The 25,448-nt window shown below is 62.5% G+C and carries 20 protein-coding genes; 13 read left to right on the top strand and 7 right to left on the bottom strand.

Annotation, left to right across the window (positions count from 1 at the left end):
* Positions 1-27: 27 nt before the first annotated feature.
* Together FQ705_RS12815 and FQ705_RS12810 are read right to left on the bottom strand one after the other, a co-directional pair.
* Positions 28-1,356 (bottom strand): uracil-xanthine permease family protein, encoded by a 1,329-nt coding sequence (locus tag FQ705_RS12815; RefSeq protein WP_186307844.1) that lies wholly within the window; start codon positions 1,354-1,356, stop codon positions 28-30.
* 38 nt (positions 1,357-1,394) lie between these two features.
* Positions 1,395-2,510, bottom strand: a complete 1,116-nt coding sequence (locus FQ705_RS12810; protein ID WP_144141299.1) for an aryl-sulfate sulfotransferase — start codon at positions 2,508-2,510, stop codon at positions 1,395-1,397.
* A gap of 104 nt (positions 2,511-2,614) precedes the next feature.
* Here FQ705_RS12810 and FQ705_RS12805 point away from each other — a divergent pair, with 104 nt between their 5' ends.
* Complete coding sequence (locus tag FQ705_RS12805; protein ID WP_144141297.1) at positions 2,615-3,577, top strand: LysR family transcriptional regulator; 963 nt, start codon at positions 2,615-2,617, stop codon at positions 3,575-3,577.
* Between the two features lie 54 nt (positions 3,578-3,631).
* Here the strand turns inward: FQ705_RS12805 and FQ705_RS12800 are convergent, their stop codons facing one another.
* Positions 3,632-5,782 (bottom strand): tetratricopeptide repeat protein, encoded by a 2,151-nt coding sequence (locus FQ705_RS12800; protein ID WP_144141295.1) that lies wholly within the window; start codon positions 5,780-5,782, stop codon positions 3,632-3,634.
* Positions 5,783-5,952: 170 nt separating this feature from the next.
* Here FQ705_RS12800 and FQ705_RS12795 point away from each other — a divergent pair, with 170 nt between their 5' ends.
* The 5 genes from FQ705_RS12795 (at position 5,953) to FQ705_RS12775 (ending at position 12,472) form a co-directional block, all read left to right on the top strand.
* Positions 5,953-6,354 (top strand): DUF2946 domain-containing protein, encoded by a 402-nt coding sequence (locus FQ705_RS12795; protein ID WP_144141293.1) that lies wholly within the window; start codon positions 5,953-5,955, stop codon positions 6,352-6,354.
* 82 nt (positions 6,355-6,436) lie between these two features.
* On the top strand, positions 6,437-8,815 hold the full coding sequence (locus FQ705_RS12790; protein ID WP_144141291.1) for a TonB-dependent receptor: 2,379 nt from the start codon (positions 6,437-6,439) through the stop codon (positions 8,813-8,815).
* Positions 8,816-8,866: 51 nt separating this feature from the next.
* Positions 8,867-10,402: a PepSY-associated TM helix domain-containing protein gene (locus FQ705_RS12785; protein ID WP_144141289.1), complete on the top strand. Its 1,536-nt coding sequence runs from the start codon at positions 8,867-8,869 to the stop codon at positions 10,400-10,402.
* Between the two features lie 85 nt (positions 10,403-10,487).
* A complete protein-coding gene (locus tag FQ705_RS12780) occupies positions 10,488-11,282 on the top strand; it encodes a DeoR/GlpR family DNA-binding transcription regulator (protein WP_144141287.1) in 795 nt (264 codons plus the stop codon).
* Positions 11,279-12,472, top strand: coding sequence for an MFS transporter (locus FQ705_RS12775; protein ID WP_144141285.1), 1,194 nt, complete (start codon positions 11,279-11,281; stop codon positions 12,470-12,472). Before FQ705_RS12780 ends, FQ705_RS12775 begins: the two co-directional genes overlap by 4 nt.
* Positions 12,473-12,715: 243 nt before the next feature.
* On the opposite strand, the gene FQ705_RS12765 is transcribed toward FQ705_RS12775, so the two are convergent.
* A complete protein-coding gene (locus FQ705_RS12765; protein ID WP_144141283.1) occupies positions 12,716-13,516 on the bottom strand; it encodes an alpha/beta fold hydrolase in 801 nt (266 codons plus the stop codon).
* A gap of 135 nt (positions 13,517-13,651) precedes the next feature.
* On the opposite strand from FQ705_RS12765, the gene FQ705_RS12760 reads away from it, so the two are divergent.
* Positions 13,652-14,560 (top strand): LysR family transcriptional regulator, encoded by a 909-nt coding sequence (locus FQ705_RS12760; protein ID WP_144141281.1) that lies wholly within the window; start codon positions 13,652-13,654, stop codon positions 14,558-14,560.
* Positions 14,561-14,623: 63 nt separating this feature from the next.
* Here the strand turns inward: FQ705_RS12760 and FQ705_RS12755 are convergent, their stop codons facing one another.
* Positions 14,624-14,956 (bottom strand): DUF2322 family protein, encoded by a 333-nt coding sequence (locus FQ705_RS12755; protein WP_144141279.1) that lies wholly within the window; start codon positions 14,954-14,956, stop codon positions 14,624-14,626.
* Positions 14,957-15,043: 87 nt separating this feature from the next.
* Positions 15,044-16,960: an SMP-30/gluconolactonase/LRE family protein gene (locus FQ705_RS12750; protein WP_144141277.1), complete on the bottom strand. Its 1,917-nt coding sequence runs from the start codon at positions 16,958-16,960 to the stop codon at positions 15,044-15,046.
* A 447-nt stretch (positions 16,961-17,407) separates the two neighbouring features.
* On the opposite strand from FQ705_RS12750, the gene FQ705_RS12745 reads away from it, so the two are divergent.
* From FQ705_RS12745 to FQ705_RS12730, 6 genes are all read left to right on the top strand, one after another.
* Positions 17,408-18,277, top strand: coding sequence for a metallophosphoesterase (locus FQ705_RS12745; RefSeq protein ID WP_186307843.1), 870 nt, complete (start codon positions 17,408-17,410; stop codon positions 18,275-18,277).
* A gap of 78 nt (positions 18,278-18,355) precedes the next feature.
* Complete coding sequence (locus FQ705_RS12740) at positions 18,356-20,026, top strand: FAD-dependent oxidoreductase (RefSeq protein WP_144141273.1); 1,671 nt, start codon at positions 18,356-18,358, stop codon at positions 20,024-20,026.
* A gap of 286 nt (positions 20,027-20,312) precedes the next feature.
* Entirely contained in the window at positions 20,313-20,489 is a 177-nt protein-coding gene (locus FQ705_RS34070; RefSeq protein WP_186307842.1) for a hypothetical protein, read from the top strand.
* 18 nt (positions 20,490-20,507) lie between these two features.
* Positions 20,508-21,668: a porin gene (locus tag FQ705_RS12735; RefSeq protein ID WP_144141271.1), complete on the top strand. Its 1,161-nt coding sequence runs from the start codon at positions 20,508-20,510 to the stop codon at positions 21,666-21,668.
* A gap of 439 nt (positions 21,669-22,107) precedes the next feature.
* Positions 22,108-22,257, top strand: a complete 150-nt coding sequence (locus FQ705_RS34065) for a hypothetical protein (protein WP_186307841.1) — start codon at positions 22,108-22,110, stop codon at positions 22,255-22,257.
* Between the two features lie 61 nt (positions 22,258-22,318).
* Positions 22,319-22,693, top strand: coding sequence for a DUF4148 domain-containing protein (locus FQ705_RS12730; RefSeq protein ID WP_144141269.1), 375 nt, complete (start codon positions 22,319-22,321; stop codon positions 22,691-22,693).
* Positions 22,694-22,807: 114 nt separating this feature from the next.
* Here FQ705_RS12730 and FQ705_RS12725 read toward each other — a convergent pair whose 3' ends face one another.
* Positions 22,808-25,138 (bottom strand): hypothetical protein, encoded by a 2,331-nt coding sequence (locus FQ705_RS12725; RefSeq protein ID WP_144141267.1) that lies wholly within the window; start codon positions 25,136-25,138, stop codon positions 22,808-22,810.
* Between the last annotated feature and the right edge of the window lie 310 nt (positions 25,139-25,448).

Below are 25,448 nucleotides of genomic sequence, written 5' to 3'. Positions count from 1 at the left end.
GAAATTGCGAGGGCGTCGTGGCCCGTATCAGGTAGGCTGAATTTTTTCCGCCGGTGTGAAGCGCCATGCGCCAAACACGAGATTGACGACGATGGCCGTGAGCGTGCCGGCCGCCATGCCATTGCCCAAAACGATCTGCACCGCGCCCGGAAACGAGGCATACAGATTCGGCACCAGGATCGGTATCAGACCGACGACGAGCGCCGCCGCCAGGGTGTACTGATTGCCGCGGGCCTGCAGGTCGACCTTGCCGAGCAGGTTGATTCCCATCACGCCGATCATCGCGAACACGATCAACGCGGTGCCGCCCACCACCGGCGCGGGAATCGCGTAGGCGAAGCGGCCGAGCGGCGCGAACAGTGCAACGATCATCAGCATCGTGCCGGCCATCGCGGTGACATAGCGCGAACGCACCCCCGTGGTCTGCACGACGCCAATGTTTTCCGCGCTGGTGATGATGAGCGAGGTGCCCAGCAGCGAGCCCGCCAGCGAGGCCAGCGCATCGCCTCGAATCGTGCGCGGCACGTCGCGGCGCATATCGATCTTCCGCCCGGTTATTTCGCCGACAGCCACGGTCTGCGCCGTCGCCTCGGCCATCGAAATGACACTAAAAATCAGCATCGGCAACGCGGCCAGCACGTCGAAGCGCGGCATGCCGAACGGCAGCAGGACCGGCCACGAGAAGAGCGGGCCGTTCCACATGCCGGCGGCCGGCATCAGTCCGAGCAGCCACCCGGCCAACGTACCGACGACAAGCCCCAACAGCACCGCGAGTCGGCCCACGGTGCCCTTGAACAGACGCGCCACCAGCAGCGTGGCCCCGATCGTGACCAGCGCCAGCGCGAGCGACTGAGGCCGCGCGAAACCCGCCGTGCCGGGCTGTCCGACGATGATGCCCGCATAGATCTTGATGAGGCTGACCGAGACGAGCAGCAGCATCGTGCCCACGACCACGCGCGGGAAAAACCGCAGACAGCGCGAGAACACGGGCAGGATCAGCCAGTAGAACAGGCTGGTCAGAATCGCGGCACCCGCTGCCGTACGCAAATCCGTCTGCGTGGCGATGACAGCGAACAGCATCGCGGGGGCGCCGCCCGGCACCATCACGAACGGCAGGCGGGCACCGACCGGACCCGCGCCCACCGATTGCAGCAGCGTGCCCGCGCCGCACACGAAAAACGTCGCGCCGATCAGATGCACGGTCATGTCCGCGGGCAGCGACAGCATCCTGGACACCAGGAACACGGCAGTGACCGGCGAGGCGGCCATCGACAGAACATGTTGCAGGCCGAACAGTACGAGTTGCCATGCAGGCAGGCGCGCGTCGACGCCAGGTTCAGCGGGTTCGGAATTCACGTGACCTCCAGGGTTCGGCTCGAAGAAACGCGCGACATTCATGTGCGCAGCCACGGCAGTTGCTCGCGCCGGTAGCGCAACGTCTGGAACACGCTATTCAGTTGACCCGGACCGGTTTGGCGCGCCGCCGCATCCGGGTACTCGCCGAACCACGGAATCACGTATTCCCACACCACTTCGCCGGCCGGCGTCACCTCGAACAGGCGCCCCGTGGCCGACTCGGTGATGTGCGTGTTGCCGTTCGCCAAACGTTGCGCATTGCCCATGAACGCGCTGTAGAACGCGTTCACCATGTCGTCGGCGTAGGACCACACCACTTCGTGGGTCGACGGATCGATTTCGAGCACGCGCGAGAACGCTACATGCGCGCCGCTGCGAAAGTTGCCGTTGTCGAAAGCGAGAATGTTGCCGTTGGCGAGAGAAACCGGCGCGTGCTGGTGCGACACCACGCCCGGCGGGATATGCATCGTCACGTGACCCGTTTCGCGATCCACCGCGATGATGCCCGAGGTGGTGCGCAAGCTCATCAACACCTCGCCTTTCGCGTTTACGCCGAGACCGTTCACGAGCGGCCAGTGATAACGTCCAAAGCCGGGTGCGATTGGAAAATCCTCGGGATTCAAATGTTCCCATGCCTTCCATTCCCACACCAGTTCGCCGGCGCGATTCACTTCGCGGATCACGTCCGCGAACATGGTTTCGTGCTCGCCATGCGCGGTGCCGCCCGGCACGCGCTGCGCGAATGCCTCGGACACCGGCGCGCATGCGGCGTACAACAGATTGCCGTTGGCAAGCCACTGCGCGTCGTGGTGATGCGCGGGGTCTTCGTAGCGCCACACCACCTCGCCTTGCGGCGTGACTTCGTAGAAATCGCCGCCATGCCACATCGACCACGCTGCGTAGCGCGCTTGCGACGTCGCGTGATTGCCGTTGTAGCCGAGATTGCCGTTCGGCAGGATCACCGCATGACGGCCTGGGCGCACCGGCATCTGCCATTCGTGCACGACTTCGCCGGCCATGTCGACGAGATAGACTCGCCCACTTGCCGTCTGCGGCGCGATCAGCGTGTAGCCGCCAGCCGAGCGAGCCGGGTCGTGAGCAATGAGACCGACGCCGCGGCGACGCTGGGTAATTTGATCGACAGTGGTAGCCATGGTTCGCTCCGTTAAGATGATGGAGCAAAATCTAGGCTATTCGATCCGTCAGGAAAACCTGATTGTTCTATACAGGCCGTTCGCAAAAACCATACGGTGCTTCGATGCGTCCAATATCACAGACATTCCGCTGTTTCGACGAGGTAGTCAGGCGTGGTTCGATCCGTAAGGCGGCCGAATCGCTTCATCTGACTGCCGCTGCCGTGCATCAACAGATTCTCAATCTCGAGGAGCAGGTCGGCTCGCCGCTTTTCGACCGTTTGCCGCGCGGCATGCAACTCACCACGGCGGGCGAGATCATCATTGCAGCAGTGCGTCGCGGGCAACGCGACTTCGACAACGCCATGACGCAAGTGGAAGACCTGCGTTCGCTGCGCCGGGGGCATATCAATCTCGCGGTGTCGCCTTCGTCGGCGGAGCAACTGGTGCCCGACGCGATCCAGGCGGCCATGCAAAGCTACCCCGGCGTGACCTACAGCGTGCGCTCGGGCAACGGCGAAAGCATTCTCAAATGGGTGGAGACCGGCGAGGCCGACATCGGCTACGGACTGCGGCGCAAGCCGCCACCAGGCGTTGTGGAAGTACGCGCGTTCGCGCAACATCTCGGGTTGGTCACGCCGCCCGGCCATCCGTTGACGAAGCTCGACAAACGGCCGCGCCTACGCGACTGTCTCGACTATCCGCTCGTCCTCATGACGAAAGACACCGAACTACGCGCGATGGTGGATCAGATCGACCACCGCGAGCAACGCAAAGCGCGCCCGCTGGTGGAAACCAGTTCGGTGCCGATGGTGCGCCGACTGGTGGCGCACGGCGTGGGCATCGGCTTTCTGATCGCGGAGAACGTAGTGGACGATGTGGCACAACGCAAGCTGGTATGGACCGCGCTCGCCGACGCAGGTGCGAAGTCGTTCAGCTGTCTTTATCAGCGTTCGGATTTGACGACCACGGTCGCGATGAGCATGTTCCTGCAGTTCCTCGGTCAGACCATCGAGACGACCGAGAGCCGTTTTCACGCGCCGGCGCGTGCACCGCGCAAACGCGCGGCAACCAGCAAGCGGGCATGACGCACTAGACGGACACTGGCACGCGCTGCATTGCCTCGCGCAGTGCGCGCATTCTCACGGTTCGATCACACCGCTCGCCACGCCGAATCGCTCGACACTCGCCTGCCGCACGCGCTCGACCAGCGTGGCCCAATCTTCGCCCAGCGCGCGGCGAAACAGCCGCACCGTATGCGGATACCACGGCGAATCGGTGCGCTCGTGCAGCCAGCGGCAGTCGATATCCTTGTCCGGCAACATCACCCAGCACGGTTTGCCGAGCGACGCGGCCAGATGCGCCATGGACGTATCCACACAAATCAGCAGATCGAGTTGCGCGAGGATCGCAGCACTGTCCGCGAGATCCGTTACGGCTGAACCGAGCTCAAGCAGCGGCTGCGCGGCCGAGGGGGCCTTCGCCTCGTCCTCGCCCTGACCTTTTTGCAGACTCACGAAGCTCAGACCAGCCACGCTCCAGAGCGGCGCCAGGATGTCGAGCGAAGGAATCGAGCGATTTTCGTCGTTATGATGCTTCGCATTGCCCTTCCACACCACACCGATCCGGCGTCCCGGCGGCAAGGTCTCCAGCTTCGCGCCCCACTGCTCCATCAGTTCAGGCTCGACGTTCAGACGCACCGGCCGCGGAATCGTATCCAGTGTCGTGCGCAAATGCATTGGCAGACTCAGGAGGCTGGTCCAGCAATCGTAGCGTGACACTTGCGCAATCGCTGCCTGATGATCGAGCACCGCATCCACACCGTCGACGCCGACCATCAAGCGGTGCAGCGCGGGCACACACGCGAACGCGATGTGCCGCGCGCCCTGCGCTTTCAGCAACGCGATATAGCGGCTGAATTGCACCATATCGCCGAGACCGTCTTCCTGCCAGATCAACAGCGACTTGTCCGTCAGTGTGTCGCCTTGCCATTGCGGACAAGCGAGCATCGCGCGCGATTTGTTGTGTATCAGACCGGGCTGCTCGTAGCGGCATTCGTAAAGCCGCCACCCTTCTTCGAACTGGCCCATGCCGAGTAGCAGCACACCGAGACCGAACTTCGCATCGCCGTAGTCGGCGCGCAAAGCAAGCGCCTGGCGATAGGCCTGTTCCGCTTCGCTCCAGCGTCTCAGCTGCGCGAACGCGACGCCGAGGTTGTAATGCGCCTCCGCGAGCTCGGGACAGAGCGTCAATGCACGGTCGAAACATTCGATGGCGTCGGGCAGGCGTTCGAGACGGCGCATCACGCAGCCGAGGTTGTTGTGCGCATGCACGATGTCGGGCCGCAGACGAATCGCTTCACGGTAAGCCGTCTCGGCTTCGGTAAGACGGTCCTGCGCGAACATCACGATGCCCAGGTTGTACTGCGCCTCAGCGTAGTTTGCCCGGCAGGTGAGCGCCGCGCGATAGGCCGCTTCGGCTTCCGCCAATCGGCCGAGGTCGGTCAGCACCGTGCCGAGATTCAGATGGGCTTCCGCGTAGTCTGGGCGAATCGTCAATGCAAGCCGGCAAGCCAGCTCGGCCTCGACCAGGCGCCGCGATGCCTTCAACACGCCACCCAGGTTGTTGAGCGCCTCAGGGTATTGCGGACGAATCGTCAGCGCCTCGCGATACGCGGCGTCGGCCTCGGCGAGACGGCCAAGGTCCATCAGCACATGGCCCAGATTGTTGTGCGCCTCGGCGCGACCGGACAGCCCGTCGAGCGCCTGACGGTAGGCCGCTTCCGCTTCGTGCAGCCGGCGCATCTTGTGCAGCAGGATGCCGAGGTTGTAGTGGGCTTCCGCGTAGTCCGGACGAATCCTGAGCGCCTCGCGATACGACGCCTCCGCCGGTTCCTGGTAGCCCATTTCGTAGAGCACGGCGCCGAAGTGATTGTGGCCATCCGCCTGGGCCGGCCGCAGCGCGAGCAACTGCCGGTACATCGCTTTGGCGGCGGCAAGGCGTCCGAGCGATTTGAACAGCATGCCGAGGTTGCTGTACACATCGGCGTAGCTTGCGTTTATTTGCAGACACTCGCGCCAGTAGCGCTCCGCATCGTCAGGTCGCTGCAAGGTAAATGAACAGATGCCTGCGATATTCAATGCAGCGGCACGCGCATCTTCCGGCAAGGTGGTGTTGGCGAGCGCCGGCGTCACCATCGACAAAGCCTCGGCGAATTGTCCGGCGCAACAGAGCGCGGCCGCCTGCTGGTTGAGTTCGGTAATCGAAGGAGCGAGCATCGGCGTGGACGTCATGAAGAGTGCGGAAAGCGGAACATGTACCACGCAGGATAAGGTCAACGGCCGAAATGTGACGGGAAGAAATGAAGCGCTTTCGGCCTTCTAATCGACCGCTATACCGGAGATCATGTGGAAAAAAATTGCGCGGCAATGCTAGAATCGCCCCGCCTTTACCTTTCAACATCATGACTCGACGCGCTCATCACCGCACGACTGCCTGGCTTGGCCTGTTCGCCATGTGGCTCGTCGTATTCGCGCCGCTCGTGAGTCAGATGCTGTTGTCGAGTCGCGCGCACGAACCTGTTGCGGCGCTGTGCTCGGCACTTCAACCGGATGGTTCGAACGAGGCGAGTGTCGCGCCTCATGCCGGCCCCGCTCCCGTTCATCTCAGTCACGACAACGCATTCAGCGCCTGCGGATACTGCGACCTGCTCGCCCATCACGTCGCGATGCCGACCGTCGCCGCCGTCGAGCCGCCGGCTGCACTCCTGCTCGCCGGCACCGCGGCGCCCACCTTGTCCACCCGCTTCACTCCGCTCGGCGCATTTCCGTCCGGACGTCCTCGCGCCCCACCCGTCGTTTCCTGATCGCTGCCGGTCCTGATCGCGCATTCGTCGCACCCGTCGAGGGGGCGCGCGATCGTCTGTTCAATGCATCCAGGAAACGTTCATGTTCAACTTCGCCCTGCGAAGGCTGCCTTCCTGCGCCCGCCGTGGTGCTCGCCGTCTCGCATTCAGCCCGCTGATGCGGCCGGCTTTTCCCGCCCTCGTTCCGGCACTCCTGCCGGCCTTCGTTACTTCGCCCGCCCACGCCGACAGCACGATGGCCGAGGCCACGTTGCCGACGTTCAACGTCAATGCGAACGCGAGTTCGAGGGGAGGCGCCACCGCGCGTGCCGTCGATCCCAACTTGCCGGCCTCGGTCGAGACCGTGACTCGCGAGCAGTTCGACAACTGGAACGTCGTCAACACCGAAGACGTGCTCAAGTACCTGCCGAACCTGGCAGTACGCAAGCGTTTTGTCGGCGACCTGAATTCGATCATCGCCGTGCGCGGCACCAGCAACTCGCAAAGCGCACGCGGTCTAGTCTATGCGGACGGCCTGCTGCTCAGCAATCTGCTCGGCAATAACTTTTCATTTCCACCACGCTGGTCGATGGTGTTTCCCGACGAGATCCAGCAGGTCGATGTGATCTACGGCCCGTATTCGGCGCTCTATCCGGGTAACTCGCTGGGTGCGACGGTGCTCATCAGCACGAGCATGCCGAAGAAATTCGAAGCCGACGCCGACGTCAAAGCCTTCACGCAACACTTCAGCCTGTTCGGCGTGAACCAGAATTTCAGCGGCACGGAAGCGAGCGCCACCATCGGCGACCGGATCGGCCAATTCTCTTACCGCCTCGGCGTCAATCATCTGGAGAACACGAGTCAGCCATTGCAATTCGCGACGCTCGCGAAATCCACGACGCCCGCGAAAGCCGGCGACACGCCAGTAAGCGGCGCGTATTTTTACAACAACCAGACCAACACACCCACGGCCGTGCTCGGCGTGAACGGCGAAGGCATCGAGCACACGGTGCAGGACCAGTTGAAGCTGAAGATGCAGTACGACTTCACGCCGACCCTGCAAGCCGCCTTCACGCTCGGCTACTGGCATCAGACCTATAACAGCCAGACTTCGAGTTTTCTGCGCGACGCGAACGGCAATCCGGTCTATAGCGGCAAGGTTGCCATCGGCGGCTACGAGTACACGATTCCCGCTGCCGCTCTTGCACCGAGTCTGGGTTATAGCGAGAACTGGCTGTACGGTCTCTCGCTGAAAACGCGTAACGCCACCGGCTGGAACGGGGAAGCGATCGCTTCGTACTACGACATCAGTAACAGTGTCGCGCGCACGGCCAACTCCGGCGCACCGGGCAATGGTCCCGGCACGGTGATCTTCGGCGACGGCACCGGCTGGAAGACCCTCGATCTGCGCAGCACCCACACACCCGCCTCGCAGCAGGCCGGCCTCGCCAATCATGCGCTCAGCTTCGGCTATCACTACGACAACTACTTCCTCGATAACGAAAGCTACGCCACCCTGAACTGGCGCGACGGTGCGGCGAGCGCATTCGCCAATGCCTTCAGGGGCAAGACGCAAACCCAGGCGCTCTACGCGCAGGATGCGTGGCGCTTTCTGCCGCGCTGGAAGTTCGTGTACGGCGTACGGTATGAAGACTGGCAAGCCTATAACGGTTCGCAGGCCTTAGCCGGCCAGACGCTTCCCTACAGCGACGTGAACCAGCATCACTTCTCGCCAAAAGCTTCGCTTTCGTTCGACGTGACCGACGATCTCACCCTGCGCGCGTCGATCGGCCGTGCCTACCGTTTTCCGACCGTCAGCGAGTTGTTCCAGGGGCAAATCAACGGCTCGTCGATCGTCAACAACAATCCGAATCTGAAGCCGGAAGACGATCTCTCGAAAGAACTCACCGCCGAATGGGCGCACTGGAATGGCGTGTTCCGTTTCTCGCTCTTCCAGGACGACGTGAAGAACACGATCTTCAGTCAGACCGACACCACGGTGATTCCTAACGTGACGAACTTCCAGAACATCGGCAAGGTCCGCTCGCGCGGCGTGGAAACGAGCTACTCGGGCGAGGATGTGTTCGTGCACGGCCTCGATCTGTTGGCGAGCGTGGCCTATACGCAGTCGAAGATCGTCGCGAATGCGCAGAATCCGGCCAGCGTCGGAAAATATTTTTATCGGATTCCGCTGTGGCGCGCGGATCTTGCCGCGACCTATCGCTTCGACGAACGCGCCGCGCTCACGCTCGCCGCGCGCTATTCGGGTCGTCAGTACAACACGCTCAACAACACCGATACGAATCCCGATGTGTTCGGCGGCACGAGTTCGTACACGGTGGTGGATACGAAATTCACTTTCAGGCCGACGAAGCTGAGCGAAATCGGCATCGGCGTGGACAACCTGTTCGACGCCCGCTACTTCGTCTACCACCCGTATCCGGGCCGCACCTTCTACGTCGAAGCCAGGCTGCGCATGTAAGGCCGCGCCACGCAAACCGATCGATCTATCTTTTCGTATCAGGAGGATTCCATGTCCGCCACGACCGCCGCTCAACGCAGTGTTGCGCCGACAGCGAGCACGCTCAATCCAGGCTACCGCACGCTGTGGCGCTGGCACTTTTACGCCGGCCTCTTCGTAATGCCATTTCTGGTCGTGCTGGCGATAACCGGCACGCTCTACTGCTTCCAGCCGCAAATCGAACCGCTGTTGTACCCGCAACTTCTCGTCGTCAAACCCGTCGCGATGCCTCGCCTGACGGAAGACGCCCTGCTGGTAAAAGCACGCGCGGCGATGCCGCCGACGTCCACCGCCGTCACCGCGACGATTGCGAGCGCGCCGGATCGCAGCAGTGAGTTCGTGTTCCGTCTCGCCGATGGCGACAAACAGAGTGTCTATGTGAACCCGTATAGCGGCGAGGTACTGGGCACGCTGAGTGTCGAGCATCGCTTCATGCAGGTGGACCGCATGCTTCATCGCAAGCTGCTGCTCGGCAAGCCGGGCGAGTTGTTGATGGAACTGGCCGCGTGCTGGACTCTGGTGATGATCGCAACCGGCGTTGCGCTCTGGTGGCCGCGCCGGTCGCAGACGGTACGCGCTGCACTGGTGCCGCGCTTCAAATTGCAGGGACGTCCGCTATGGAAGAACCTGCATTCGGTGATGGGCATCTGGCTCGCGCTCGGCGCGCTCGCCTTCGTGTTGAGCGGTTTGCCCTGGACCGGCTCATGGGGCAAGCAGTTCAAGGCGCTCGCCACCGCGGCGAATCTCGGCGCGCCGCCGGGTTCGTGGGGCGGCTTGCCGTTGCGCTCCATATCGCCCGGCACACGGAACGTGGCGACCGCCGCCGCCCCTGGCGACCAAGCCGCTGCACCAGATGCAGCAGATCCGCACTCAGCGCACCACGCCCATTCGGCCGACATGGACTCGATGCCGGGCATGGTAATGGACGATCTACCGTTGCCGCTCACGCCGTGGGCCGTCGGCAATCTCCGGGTGCCCGCATCGACCGAAGCTGACGCGGTCTCAGCGCTGCCGCTCGGCAACATCGTCGAACGGATCGCGGCGCTCGGCGTGACAGACGGCTACAGCATCGTACTGCCCACCTCGGCGACCGGTGTCTACACCGTCTCGTACTTTCCCGACGACCCCAGGCAGGAACGCACGCTATATCTCGACCAATACAGTGGCGCGATTCTGAAAGACATCCGTTACGGCGACTATGGTGCGGTATCGAAGGCGGTGTCGTATGGCACGTCATTGCATATGGGCCGCTACTTCGGGCTCGCCAATCAATTGCTGTGCGCGGCAATCTCGCTCGGCCTTGCGGCGATGGCCGTGACCGGCTGCGTGATGTGGTGGAAGCGCCGGCCGCAAAGCGCGCTCGGCGCGCCGTCGCGCGAGCGCGCCGCGCCACCGATGCGCAGCTGGAAAATCGGCCTCGTTCTGCTAGGCGTCGTCTTTCCGTTGATGGGCGTGACGCTCGTCGCCGTGTGGATCGTCGATCGGGCGATCGTAGGCCGCGGGTCGCGACCGGCCAACCCAAGCGCATTGGAGCACGGGGAACACTGACGCACCACGGGCGATTGCACCCGCCTCTCGTTTACGATACATTTTGCTCGATTATGATCGATTCACGAACGAGCAAGGTGAAATCATGCAGCGCACACGCCAGGAAGCCATCGACGGGCTCCTCCCCGAACAACGCGAGCAGCTAATCCTGGCGCGGCTGCGCACGCACGGGCGCGTGCTTGCCTCGGCACTCGCCGCCGAACTGCAGACCTCTGAACATACGGTGCGCCGCCATTTACGCGATCTGGCCGACCAGGGCCATTGCAAACGCGTGTACGGGGGCGCCCTGCTGATTTCGCCGTCCGACAAACCCGCGGCTGTGCGGATGAACGAAGCCGTGGACCGCAAGGCGCGGCTTGCCGCCGCCGCCGTGGCGATCGTTCGCCCCAGGCAGATTCTTCTGCTCGACGCAGGCTCGACCAATGTCGCCATCGCCGAAGCACTGCCTGACAACGCGCATCTGAGCGTCGTGACGAATTCACCCGAAGCCTGCACGCGGCTGCTCAACCGACCGGGTTTCGACGTGATCCTGATCGGCGGTCGCATCGCACATGGCGCGGCGGGCTCGCTCGGCGCGACGGCCTTGCTGCAGATCCAGCAAATCCGCGCCGACCTCTGTTTTCTCGGTGCTTGCGCGTTCGATCCACAAGAAGGCGTCGCCGCCTTCCACGCCGAAGACGCCGAACTCAAGCGCGCCATGGTCAAGGCGAGTGGCCAGATCGCCATTGCCATGACTTCCGAAAAGCTGATGACGGCCGCGCCGTTTTCCGTCGCGCCGGCTGCCGACGTCGACTATCTGTTCGTCGAGGCGGATGTGCCGGCCAATCGCCTCGCCAGTCTCGAAGCGGTCTGCGATAACGTTCTGGTAGCCCGCTCATGACGCAATCCACCGCACGATCGAAGACCCGACCCGCGAGCACCGACACGCGACTGCTGAAGGAGCGCATCGCCACGCTCGGCGTCTTTCTCGCCAACGGCTTCGGCATCGGCGCGTGGGCAGTCGAAGTGCCGCGCATCAAGGAGAGTCTCGCGCTCAGCGACACCGCGCTCGGCCTCGCGCTTTTCGCTTTCGCGCTGGGTGCGATCGTGGCGATGCCGTTGGCCGGACAACTCGCGCCGCGCTTCGGCAGCGGCCGCGCTACCGCCCTGCTCGGTGCAGCGTTTATCGTCGCGTTACCGCTGCCTGCGCTGGCCCCCGACATGGCCGCGCTGTGCATCGTGCTCTTCCTGCTCGGTGCAGCCAACGGGGCGCTGGACGTCTCGATGAACGGCCACGCCAGTGCCATCGAAACGCGTTGGCATGCGCCGATCATGTCGTCGTTTCATGCGGCATGGAGCGCGGGCGGCCTGCTCGGTGCGGCCTCGGGTGCCATGCTGCAGAAAGGCGGCGTCGGCGTGTTCGGTGGACTGGCGGTTCCGGACCTCGCGATCGCGACGCTGATTGCCGTCGCCGCCTTGCTCGCCTTGCGCGATCTCGGCGCGCGCGTGGCCGCTTCGTCCAGCGGCTTCGCGTGGCCCAGCGGTGGCGTGCTGAAACTGGCGATGCTCGCCTTTCTTTGCATGCTGGTGGAAGGCGCCGTGGCCGACTGGAGCGCGGTGTATTTGCGCTCGGTGTTGAACCGGGACGCCAGCATCGCTGCTATTGGATATTCCGCGTTTGCGTTTTCGATGGCGGCTTGCCGGATTGTCGGCGACGTGTCCGTGCGCCGCTTCGGCGCAAGCAAGGTCGTGGCGTTCGGCGGTTCGATCGCGGTGGCGGGCCTCGCCCTCGTGCTGAGCGTGCCGACCGTACTCACCGCCTGCGTCGGATTTGCGATGGTCGGCGTGGGCCTCGCCAACATCGTGCCGGTGATTTTCAGCGCGGCGGGCCGCTCGAGTGTGACGCCGGCCGTCGGTGTTTCGATGGCTGCGACCGCCGGTTATGCGGGCTTCCTGGTCGGGCCACCGCTGATCGGTCTCGGCGCGGGCCTGCTCGGCTTGCGCCTCGCCTTGTGTGTGCTGGTCGTCGCCACACTGATCGTTTGCCTGCTCGGCGGCAAAGCCGTGCGCGCCGCGAGCCCCGCAGGCTAGCCTGGAACACGCTGGGGAGCACGCGAAAACGTACCCGGCCGCGATAGACGCGATGGTCTTCATCGGCCGAAAGAAGCTGTTCCTCGCGAACGATGCGACCTACCTGCAAGGCGAACTGGCAACCGTACACCAGCAGGTTTTGCAAGCCGAAGTTCACCAGCAGGTTCGCGCGCGGCAAACCGCTTGCTACCGCGCGCGAAATCGCATCGCGTGATTTTCTACGAGCCGCGCGCCCGAGTTCATTCAGCGTTGCGAGGAACCCAGGCGCTGCGTGAATGCGTGAATCAGCGTGGCGATCTCATCGGGCGATTCGAGAGGCGACAAGTGACCCGTGCCGGGCAGCACGTGCATGACGGCCTGCGGGACGCGCGGCAGCAATTCCGCTTCGAGCGTCGCCACACTATCCACCCGGTCCAGTTCGCCGGCGATGACAAGCGTCGGAACCTCGATCGACGCGACCTCGCGCGAAATGTCTTCCTGACTCGTAGCACGCGGCCACGCGGTTTTGGCTGCGGCGGCGCCGCGCAAACTGTCGTCGATCACCTGCTGACGACGCGCCGGACTCAGTGGCCTGGCCGACAGCATGCCATCGAGCGTGGCTTCGACCGAAGCGCGCGACGTATAAGCCCCCTCCATCGCGGCCAGCGCTTCGGGCGGCAAACTCAGCGGCACGGGTGGCGACGGCGCGACCAGCACCAGTCCCGCGAGACCTTGCGGACGTCGCGAGGCCAGCAACTGCGCGACCTTGCCGCCCATCGAGTGCCCGATCAGCACGAAGCGGCGCGGCGCGAGCGCATCGATTACGCGCCGTGCGTCGTCGGCGAGATCGGCGAGCGCGTAGCCGCTCGCGGGCTGGTCCGAGTCGCCCCAGCCGCGGTGGTCGGGCGCAATCGTGCGATACACGTTGGGTAAGGCCGCGATTACGTCGTCCCACGTGCGCGACGAACCGCCCCAATAGTGCAGAAACACCAGGGCGGGGGTCTCGGCGCTATCGAAACCGAGTTCCCGGACGTGGATGTGTACACCGTTCGAGTCGATCTTCATCTGCTGGCTCCATTCGTAGTGAGGGTTTGCTGTCCGTAACCGGATCATGAAGACAATGGTAGATTCGATCTCTTCAGGCGATAATCCCGTCTTTTCTATCAACACCCAATCTCCGTATTATCGACTGGAGGCGCAGTGGACCGATTCGCCAGCATTGCCGTGTTCGTCGCCGCCGTAGAGGAAGGCAGCCTCGCCGCCGCTGGACGGCGCTTCGACCTGTCGGCATCGATGGCCGGCAAGTATCTGAGCCAGCTCGAAGCGGAACTCAACGTCCGCCTGCTGCAGCGGAGCACGCGCAGCCTCAGCCTGACGGACGCGGGCCGCGCCTATTACGTCCGCTGCAAGCACATTCTCGAAGAATTCGACGACGCCAACCGCGAAGCGAGCGACGCCCAGCGACTCGCGCGCGGTACTTTGCGGGTCGCCGCGCCGGTCACGTTCGGCGAATTGCATCTGGGCGATGTCGTGACGCGCTACCTGGCGGATCATCCGCACGTCGATATCGACATCTCGCTCGACGATCGTTATGTCGACCTGCAAAGCGATGCCATCGACGTGGCGATTCGCATCGGCCGCCTGCCCGATTCGCAACTGGTCGCAAGGCGGCTCGCGCCGTGCCGGATGGTGCTGTGCGCGTCAGCGGATTTCCTTGCGCGCGAAGGCACACCGACAAGCCCTGACGATTTGCAGAACACGCCGCGTCTCGCGTTCAGTGAAGCCGTAACGGCGGGTGCGTGGAGCCTGCTGGACGAGGACGGCCGCCAGCATGTGATCGAGGGGCCGTTGCGCTTGCGCGCGAATAACATGCAGATGCTGAGCGTAGCGGCGCTCGCGGGAATGGGGGTGGCTTACGGGCCGACTTTCGTGTTCGGCGAGGACATCAAGGCGGGACGCCTCGTCGCGTTGTTGCCGCGCTTCAAGGCACCCGAACTGGCCATCCACGCGGTTTTTTCGTCGGCGCGTTATGTGCCGTCGAAAGTGCGGCATTTCATCGACTATCTCGCCGCCGCATTTGGCGACGAGCCAGTTTGGGACGCGTTCTAGGCTGGCGTCGTCGAACGGCTTCGCCTACTGCCGTTCGACTCGCACACACTCGTTGGCTGGCAGTTAGCTTGCGGCCACCACGTCGATACGCAGCGCTTCGCCACCCGCCACGATCGCGAGCAGGTGATCGACGTTCGGGTGGGCGCCCGGACGATTGCGTGCGTCGACCGTATGTTCGGCAAACACCGCGAGGCCATGCCCGGCCGCCTGGGCGTCCAGCGTGCCGAAGGTCTTCTGCAAATAGTTGTACACCGCGAGGGAGCCCTGCTTGCCCGGCTTGTTCTCGATGCTTGCCACCACGGCGCCCTGAGCGTCGACCAGATCGATACGCGAAATTGCGTCGATGGCGGGCAGTTGCGCGAGGTTGTCCTTGAAAACGCTGCTCGGTTGAATCATTGAAAAACACTCCTTCGGTTCGGAAAATTGCGTCGCGGGCCGTATCTTAGCCGATAGCCTCCCGCGCCTCTTCCGAGGTTTTCACCGTCACGGCGTCCAGCGATACACCACCATGCTCGTACCGTTGTAGTTGTCTTTCGTGACCACGTACTCACCCGCCGCTCTGAGGTAGGCCCGCAGTCCGTACATCGAATCGACGTCGTTGCCCACATCCACGGTTGCGGGACTCGAGTTGATCAGCGTCGTATCGAGGTTGCCGGTGGTGAGATTGAAGGCGTCGATATTCGGCACGGTGTGCACGTAGCCGACGAACAGATAATTGCCGGCCGCCGCGATCGACTTCGGATTGGCACTGGTGAGGTTGATCACCGGATCGGGCCGCGTGGTGTTGCCCGCGCTCCAGCCGTGATACACCTCGATTCGGGACTGCATGGCGGTCCAGTCCGTGCTGCCGGCAATGCCCTGCACGAGAATCATCGTGTCGCTCTCTGCAAGATAGATGATGCGCGTGAGCGGCCGGATACTCAGCGGAATGGAGATCGTGATGGCCGCGCCCCAGCTCGGCTTGCCATTACCGTCGAAGCCCGCGAACGGATAGTGATAGATGTGATTGGTGCGGTCCAGCCCCGCCCACACGTCGCCCCGGCTGTCGATGCAGAACCCGGCGGTCACCTGGCGATCCGTATTGAACGCGGTGCCTGGAAGCGACCCATCGGGTATCGCGATGTAGCCGCTCGCCGGGTTGAAATGGAAGAAGTAGAAGATGCTCGGATTCTGCCCCGAGGCGACGAGAATGCGGTTGCCGCCTACGCTGACGAGTTGGCCGAAGTGCTCGTCGCGCTGCGTGTCGTTCATGTTCAGGCGCGGATCGTTCGGGTAGGTGAACGGATCGACCGTGTTCGCGACGAATGTGCCGCCCGCCGTGCCGGTGTAGATGTGCGCGCCGCTGTAGAAGTACGCGGCGTCGGTCACCGGGTCGGGCGCGCCAACCGCTTCGAAGTTGAGGGCCTGCAATTTCCATTGCAGGTTGCCGGCTGCGTCGTAGGCGTGAAGATCGGTCGCGCCGTTGCGGCCGAGATCCCAGCTGCCGCCCCACGGATTGTTGAGCACGTACAGGTTGCCGGCCGCATCTTTGCCGATCCCGGCGACGCGGGTAAAGCGCTTGTCGCCCACCTGCCCCTTGATGCCGGTGGTGGTGTCGAGATAGCCGCCCTGAATGCCGAAAGTGCCGGCGAGTGTCGGCGCACCGGCCAGGTTATAGACCTTGATGTTCATGTCGGGACCTTCGTCGCCGACCATCAATTGCCCGGACGATCCGTCGAAATACAACGCGGACGGCCGCGCGGCACTGGACATCTGGATCGTGTTCAGCGACGCGCCGCCCGGGCTGAATTCGGCGACCGTGCCGGCGCTTTGCTGGGCCACCCAGAGATTGCCCGCGCTGTCGAGTGCAAGCGCGCCGGGGCTCGCGACCGTGATGTCCTGCTGCCAGACGCCGTCGGTGGTGAACACGCGCACGCGATTGCCGTAGAAATCGCTCGCATAGAGCAGCGAGCCCGCTGTCGCCAGACCGGTGATGACGTCGGCGTGCGGGATGCCCGTCCAGGTGCTGACGGGAATCACCAGGTCGCGCGTCTGCGCGGCCCGGTTGTAACGCCCGACCGAGCCACTGCCGAAGCTCGTGTTGTATTGCAAGGCCGCGAAGATCGAGGTGGCGTTACCGGTGATCGCACTGCCCTGGAAATCCGCATGGGTGCCGATCGAGCCGATGCTCTGGCCGTTCTGATAGATCGCGACGCCGCCCTCGTTTTCATCCCACAGTGACGCCGTGTAGATCACGCCTTCGGGCGCGACCCAGAGCGAGCGCGCGGCGTTGCCTACGTGAGCAGCCAGGGTGCCGAAGGTATTGCCGAGCCAGTCCGTGGTGTATTGCGCCTGACACGCCGGGGATAGCATCGCGAGCAATGCACCGATCCATGCGACATGGATTATCTTCTTGACCATACGTCATACCCCTCGAACCGCAATGCGCTAAACATATTTCGTTCAGCCTGAATAGATAGGCCGAACCATATCAATGATTTATTTAATTCCTATTATTCGGCTATTTTTTTCGATTTTTTTATTTCCGGATGAATTGCGTCGTCAGCGAACTGCAGTCCGGCGACGGCCGGCCATTCGTGTCACTTGTAACCGTGGGTAAGAGACCGTTCCAAGGCTGGCTGAAGCCATCCGACGATTCCGCCTATATGCCGCATGGCTGCGCAGGCAACGATGCATTCCCGGCAGCCGGACCGGCGAATCGTTATGCCTTTACGGCGAATACACCTCGTTACAAATCACTACTGCAATGGGCTAATTGGCAGTCGACACTGGCATTACACGAATTGCGCCACTGAATCATTCAGAAGTCTTTCGCCGTCTCACGTCAACCTTCCAGGCGGTCCATGCATGCAGCCCACTTTTTTACCTGTCCGACGCTATAAAAAGAATACGTCCGGTCGCGACTTCGTCGTAGGCGATCTGCACGGATGTTTCGAGCAGCTTCGCCGCGAACTGGATGCACGGCACTACGACCCGGCTCGCGACCGGCTGTTTTCGGTCGGCGACCTGGTGGACCGGGGTTCGGAATCGTCGTCGGTGCTCGAGATGGTGCGCCGCTATGACATTCAATCGGTGCGCGGCAATCACGAAGACGTGATCGTGCGCTGGCACCTTCATGGCGGCAAGGACGCCTCGGTTCGATGTAACGGCGGCGAGTGGGCGCTGGAACTGGCGGACGACGAAACGCGCCTGGACGATATCGTCGCCTACATGGCGGCGCTGCCCTACGCGATCGAAATCGAAACCGACGACGGTCTGGTCGGCATCGTGCACGCCAACGTGCCGCTGCCCTCGTGGGGCGAAACGATGCAGGCGCTCGAGCAGGAAAACCGCGACGGCCGGATTCGCCGCAAGGTCATGTGGGATCGCTCGCGCTGGAAAACGCGCCGGACCGGCAGCGCGTTCTCGCTACGCCGCACGGCCGCGCACCTGCTGCGCCGGCTCACGTCGGGCCTGCGTGAGCCAACCAGACACGTTGAAGGCGTGGCCGCGGTGATCGTCGGCCATACGCCGACGACGAAGATGCTGATTCGCGGCAATGTCATCAACGTCGACACCGGTCTGGTGTACGGCGGCAATCTCACGCTTCTGCGCCTCGACGAGATACCCATGCTGCTCAATCGCAAGGCCGCGGCCAAGCCGGCGCCCGCTTACTTTACGGACAAGGGAACTGAGGCGCACAATCTGGGCGGATCATCCAGTTTGCAGTCTTCCTGATTCGCGCCACGCGGCACCCCCTATCCGGCAGCTGACTCGGCTGGGCCGCCCGTGCGCTCACCCGTGCGGAACGTTCTAATGAGTAAGTCTTCAGGCAAATTCGAAGAGTTGATACCAGGCGGTAGTCGTCATCATCAGGTTTTTCCCAGGCTGAGCGAAAAGCAGTTCGCGCTATTGGAGCGCTACGGCGAGCGCCGCAAAGTCAGTGTCGGCGACGTACTGTTCTCCGAAGGCGACCGCCACATTCCCATGTTCGCCATCGTCTCCGGCACGATCGAAACGTCGCGCGGTTCGGGCGAGACACATCACGTGCTGGGCGTGCATGGCCCGGGCAGTTTCTCAGGCGAGGTCGGCACGCTGGCCGGACGCGCGGCCGTCGCGAGCGCGCGTGTCACGTCCGATGCGGAAGTGATTGCCATCGACGAAGAATCGCTGCGCGCACTCGTGGTCGCCGAGGCCGAACTGAGTGAGACGATCATGCGCGCGTTTATCTTGAGACGCGTCGCCTTCATTCACGATCAGCTCGGCGGTCTGGTGGTGATCGGCAGCTCGGCGTCTTTTGCCACGCTCGCTTTGCGGCACTTCCTGAGTCGCAATGCCCAGCCATCGGCGTACTTCGATATCGTCGACCACGAGGAAGCGCCCGCATTGCTCGAGCGCTATGGCGCGACGGAAGCCGATCTGCCCGTGGTCATCACGTTCCAGGGCAATGTGCTCAAGCAACCGACTCACCGTGCAGTGGCCGACGCGATCGGCCTGAGTCCCGACCGGCTCAATGGCGAGCGCTTCGACGTGGTCGTGGTCGGCGCGGGACCGGGAGGCCTCGCCGCCGCCGTGTATGCCGCCTCGGAAGGCTTGCGGGTCGCCGTGCTCGACACCAAGGCGCCGGGCGGTCAGGCAGGCACCAGTTCGAAGATCGAAAACTATTTCGGCTTTCCCACCGGCATTTCCGGTCAGGCGCTGGCCGGACGCGGCCTGTCGCAATGCCGGAAATTCGGTGCGGAGGTGGGCGTGCCGATCGAAGCGCTGAGTATCGATTGCCAGAATGCGCCGCCGTTTCATATCCGCCTCAACTATGACGAGCACGTGTATGCGCGCGCCGTCGTGATCGCTACCGGCGCGCGTTATCGCAAACCGCTGCTGCCCCGACTCGAACACTTCCAGGGACGCGGCATCTATTACAGCGCCACTTTCATGGAAGCCGCGTTCTGTACCAATCAGGAATTGGTCATCGTGGGCGGCGGCAATTCAGCGGGCCAGGCGGCCGTGTTTCTCTCGGGACTGGCGCGCCATGTACATATCGTGATTCGCGGCGAAGGACTCGCCGCCAGCATGTCCAGCTATCTGATCCGGCGTATCGAAGCGGCCGAAAACATCACGCTGCATTTACGCACGCAGATCGTCGAATTGAATGGCGATGCGCATCTGGAATCGATCAAATGGGACAACGAGGGGCATATAGAAGAGAAGCCGATCCGCCACGTGTTTCTCTTTCTCGGTGCGCAACCCAGCACCGGCTGGCTCGGCGATTGTGTAGCGCTCGATAAGAACGGCTTCGTCCTCACGGGCCAGGACGCCATCGACACATGGCCCTCCGAACGCGCTCCGCATTATCTCGAGACGAGCCGGCCTGGTATCTTTGCGGTGGGCGATGTGCGCAGCGGTTCGGTGAAGCGCGTAGCAGCGGCAGTGGGCGAAGGCGCGGCCGCTATTCAGTCTCTCCATCAATATCTGGCATTGGACGGCTGACAGGTATTGCACCTTTATTCCAATAATTACGTTTAACTTTCTACATCATTTCACCAATATAACCTCAGAGCGCGCATAGTCTCTGCATCATGATTCGACAATCCGCAGCGAACGATGTCGAGCATTGCGCGTTATGTTGTACTTTTGCATTTTTGCCGCCAAACCGGCTCCGCAGGCTCGCCAACCCGCGCCGGAACGCGCTAAGCTTCGCCCCCTTACTGTTCCGCCAGCGCCACGTTGTTGTATTTTTTGACACCCCATTTATTTTCACCACCCTATGATTGGCGTGACCGATTTCACGGCGCGCATCAGGGGTGATTGGCAATGGAATGACGTCGCGCGCAATAAACAAAAACAATTATTCTTGTTTTCGCAATTCTCGCAGCAACGTGTCGCGAACGTTTTGCAGGTGCGTTCATGGCGCTGGTGGATAGAGCAATTGATTTCCTCAATCACCGCTTGATCACGGAGCCAACCCGGTATGAAAAAGTCTTTAATCGCAGCCGCGCTGCTCGGCGCGTTCACGATCTCGGCGCATGCGCAAAGCAGCGTCACGCTCTACGGCCTCATCGATGCAGGCCTCGTCTACACGAATAATCAGGGCGGCCACAGCAACTGGCAGGAAAACACCAGTTCGACGCAGAACACGGTCTTCGGCCTCAAGGGTTCGGAAGACCTGGGCGGCGGCCTGCATGCGGTCTTCAAACTCGAACAAGGTTTCCTGCTGAACAACGGTGCTCAGGCATTCTCCGGTGACGGCTTCGGCTCGCAGGCGTGGGTCGGTCTGCAAAGCGACCAATACGGTACGGTCACGTTCGGTCGCCAGTTCGACGCGATGAACGACCTGGTCGGACCGCTCACCTCGGAGTTCAACACGTGGGGCGGCAATATGGCCGGCCACCCGTTCGAGAACGACAACCTGGCCGGCAATTCGGTCGTGATCAACAACTCGGTCAAGTACGCCAGCCCGACGTATCGCGGCGTGACGTTCGAGACGATGTACTCGTTCAGCAACAAGTCCGGCGACTTCGCGAATAACCGTTCGTACGGTTTCGGCCTCTCGTACGCGATGGGCCCGTTGAACCTTGCCGCGGGCTACCTGCAATTCAACAATGCCGGCAACGAAGGCGGCGCCGTGACCACGGCCGACACCAGCGCGAACTTCGTCGCAGAGCGTCAGCGGATCTGGTCGCTCGGCGGCAACTATACGTTCGGTCCGGCAACTGTCGGCCTCGTCTGGAGCCATACGCAGATCGACAATGCATCGGGCGTGTTCTCATTCGGCACCGGCAGCTATCTCGGCGCCGACGACGCTTCCGCCGGTACGCTGGCGGGCTCGCTGCGCCTCGACAACTACGAAGTGAACGCCAAGTACGCGCTCACGTCGGCGTTGACGCTCTCGGGCGCCTACACGTATACGCGTGGCGCGTACAACGGCTCGTCGCCGGGCTGGAATACGGCCATGCTGCAGACCGATTACGCGATCAGCAAGCGCACCGACTTCTATCTGGAAGGCGTGTATCAGAACGTCCATGGCGCGCCGGCCGACTCCGTGCTGTCGCACGCGATGATCAATACGCTCTCGCCGTCGTCGACGAACTCGCAAGTGGCGGTCACGGTGGGCATGCGCCACGCGTTCTAACGCGCGGCGTTTAGCGTACTGCAACGCCTCCAGTAGGAAAACACATGCCTGGCTTGCGCCGGGCATGTGTCATTTTGGGGGTCGATTCGCGCCGACGCTTCAGTATTTCAATAGAACGGCCGGACGTTACGACCCGCGACGCGGGCTGCGACGTCCGGCCGTTTGCGCCTGGAGCCCGTGTGCCGCCTGCTTTGCGCGACATTTACAAGAGCGTAAGAAAAAGATTGTGATGAGTCTGAAAAAATTTCGGGAATAAACCCGCGACTTGTCTTGTTAGCCCTTACATGAACAGCAACACAGTCGGACGCCGCAGCCAGTAACAGAAACAACCTGTCTGCCCGGTTCCGACACATAGCGGGGGGCGCCGCGCGCAAAGTGAAGGCACGGTTCCCGATCATCCAGACAGGCGGTTTAAATTTACTTTTATTTAGGCATCCAAATGAAACGCAATCTTCTCCTCATCCTTTCGACGCTCGTTCTCGCCACCGCAGGCTCCATCGCCCAGGCTGCGACTCACGAAAAAGCGCATGCCCAGACACAGGAGTGTGTCGGCCCGGCCGGTTTCTGCACGCCGTACTTCGGCAGCTAACACAGACGCACGACCTCTTATGATCTAACGATCAGTTCATCTCATTCAAGGAGTACCCATCATGAAAAACGCTCTCGTTTGCTTCGCACTCGCCGCCGGTGCATTGGCCGCTCCCGCTCTCAGCTTCGCGCAATCGAATGCGCCGGTGACACGCGCTGAAGTACGTGCCGATCTGATCCGCGTCGAGCAAGCCGGCTACAGCCCCGCCACTGGCGACGATTCCACCTACCCCGCCGGCATCCAGGCAGCGGAAGCGAAAATCGCCGCACAAGATGTCCCGCAAGCGACGCAGGCAGTTCAAGCGCCTCAAGCTTCGCAGGCAGACTACGGTGGCGTGACACAGAACGTCGGCGCCTCGGGCAAGCCTAACGTTATGCCGATGGGGTCCACTTGTGTCGGGCCGGTTAGCTACTGCGATATTTTCTTCGGAAGCTGAGCGAATGCTGGAGGAAACTGGCGCCGCGCGCACAGCCGTCGCGAAAGCGACAGGGGAAGCTGAAACGACGACGCGCCGCCGTTTTACGGGCGGCGCGTCGTTAGTTTGCAACGTTTACTGGCCCGTGTAGCCGAGCGGAACCGTCGAATTGGCCTTCGCCACCGTGGCGTTAGCCGACACGATGTACTGCGGCACTTCGGTGACCGTCAACGCGACCTGGCCGTTGGTATAGGCAACCGTGCTGACATTGCCGTAACCATCGATCTTCGTCACGTTACCCGACGTACCCGGATTGTCGACCTGAAGCGAATAGCTCGTCGAATACGTCTGGCTGTAGACACCGCCGCTGGTCGGCCACTGTGCATTGCTGTGCGCCCATGCGGCCGTGACGACCTTGCCGTTGCCGAGCTGCTGGAACGCGTACGCGAAGACACCTGACGGCGCGCCCGTGATCCGGCCCAGTGTATTGGTGCCGTCGAGCACACGCGTCATCGTGGCAAACGCCATGGCTTCCGGCTTCGGCGAAAGATTCGTCGCGCCGAATGCGCCCTGGGCGTCGTTCAGATCGAAGAACGAGCCGTAGCCGACTTCGCCCGGATAGTCCGCGCCGTAGAACAGCGTGGTGGTTTGTGCGCCGCCGCCCAGCGTGATGATGTGCGCGCGCACGCCGACTGCGGCATGAGCGAACAACTGGTTCTGCGACGGAACGTTCGGGCCGTAGCTCATACCCGGGTCGTAGCTCACGCCGGCTTCCGTGAAGAACAGCTTCATGTTCGGCTTGCCGGCCTGCATGATCGAACGAAGCTGAGTCATCTGGTTGTCGAGCGCATTGGCCTGGTTTGCCGGATCCGGATCCGAGTCCTGCAACTCAGGCGGATGGGACGGATACGTACCCGCGTTCCAGTAGCCGTGCGTGGAGACAGCATCGATGTAGTTCCACAAGCCGAGCGCGCCGAACTTCTGCAGATAGCCTGTGGTGCAGGTCTGGCAATTCGAGGCGAACGGGTTGGCAGTGCCCATCACGACGGCATTCGGATCAGTCGAGTGAATGCCCTGATACGCGGCCTTGTACATGGCGACGAAGTTCGCATCGCTATCGGCCCAGCCGAGGCTCGGCTCCCACGTCACCTGATAGTAGTTCTTCTGCTGGTTCGGATAGGTTGCCGCGCGGATCTGGCTCGTGTCAGTACCGACCTTGGCCATGAAGCTCTGGAACTCAGTCAGGTTCGACGGCGCGTAGTAGCTGTCGTTGAACTGACCCGTCTTCGAGTCCCATGCAGGAATGCCATCCAGACGCACGATGCGCATCTGATCCGGATTGGCCTTGTAGAACGGATCGAGGTCGCTCACGCTCGGCGTGTACGTATTCGGGCCATTGGGTTCCATGGCCGATTGCTCGCGGTCGTCGATCGTCCACGAGATGCCCAGGTCGTGCAGCGCGGCGATGTTGCCGTTGAAGCCCTGCATGCCGAAACGATGCTGATCCTGATGCGCGTAGGTGACGGTGCCGATCACCGAGCTGAGGTTCGGCAATACGCCGAACGTCGCGATGCCCATCGGACGGGTGCCGCTATTCGGCAAATTGCCGCCGTTCGAACGCAGCGTCGCCGTCAGCGCGCCGTAGCCGGACCATGTCGAGGTGCACGGAATCGTGCTGGTTTGCGTGCCCGCTTTGACTGCGAAGCTACCCTGCGCCTTGATCGCGCCATTCGAATCCGCGACGGACCAGACCACCGTGTCCGCATTCGGGGCGTTCGTGGTAATCGCGAGCTTGAACGGTGCGTTGTTCTGGAACACACGCAGGCCGTCGGTGGTGGGCGTGTCGGCGCTGATGAGACCGTTTGCGGTGCCGCCGGCGGCTTGCGTCGGGGTGCTGCACGAGAGGGTCGAGTTGCTGGGTGTGGGCGTCGGTGTGGGCGTCGGTGTGGGCGTTGGCGTTGGCGTTGGCGTTGGCGTTGGCGTTGGCGTTGGCGTTGGCGTTGGCGTTGGCGTTGGCGTTGGCGTTGGCGTTGGCGTTGGCGTTGGCGTTGGCGTCGGCGTCGGCGTCGGCGTCGGCGTTGGCGTTGGCGTTGGCGTTGGCGTTGGCGTTGGCGTTGGCGTTGGCGTTGGCGTTGGCGTTGGCGTCGCGGCTACGGCTCTGACCCAGCACGATTTGCCATAACCATATGCGGGGTCTGTCTGCGAAACTGCGCCGACGTAGCAACCCACGCCATTGCTGAAGGTACGCGGTGCGGTCAGCATGACCGACGGCGAGTTAGGCGGCACTGCGCCGAACACGACCGAACCCGTCCCGAGAAACGAGCAGTTGCCATTCTCTTGACCGCACAACTTGTATTGCAAGCCCGAAACGGTGATGGTGCTTGTTTGCGCCTGTGCGTTCTCCGCACCAAACGACGCCAGAACGGTTGCCGCCGCAACCCCCAGCAGATTGAAATATCTCGTCATTGTCCGTATGTCGATGAAAGCAGGTTATCCCCGAAGGTTCAGCAAGATCGGTCGTGGCCGTCCCGCTTTGGCGTTATTGAGTACAGAGAGGAGAACGCACTGATCGCGTTCGTTGCGGATGATGCAAGAACGTCCACATGCCTGAATCAGAGACAACAACGGGTTCCGTATTTTTATTACGCATTCCTTACTACAGAGTGCGAAACCTGTCATCTGAATAAGACGCTGTCAATGTCTGCACTCCTGGATTCGCAGCGCGGCGCGTGGAGAGCAACGCGCACCACGCGCCGTGAATCAATCAGTCAAAGTC

It is taken from the genome of Paraburkholderia sp. BCC1884 (assembly GCF_900996225.1).
Lineage (GTDB): Bacteria > Pseudomonadota > Gammaproteobacteria > Burkholderiales > Burkholderiaceae > Paraburkholderia.
Note: the sequence above shows the minus strand (reverse complement) of the source record. Positions and strands in the feature narration are given on the sequence as shown.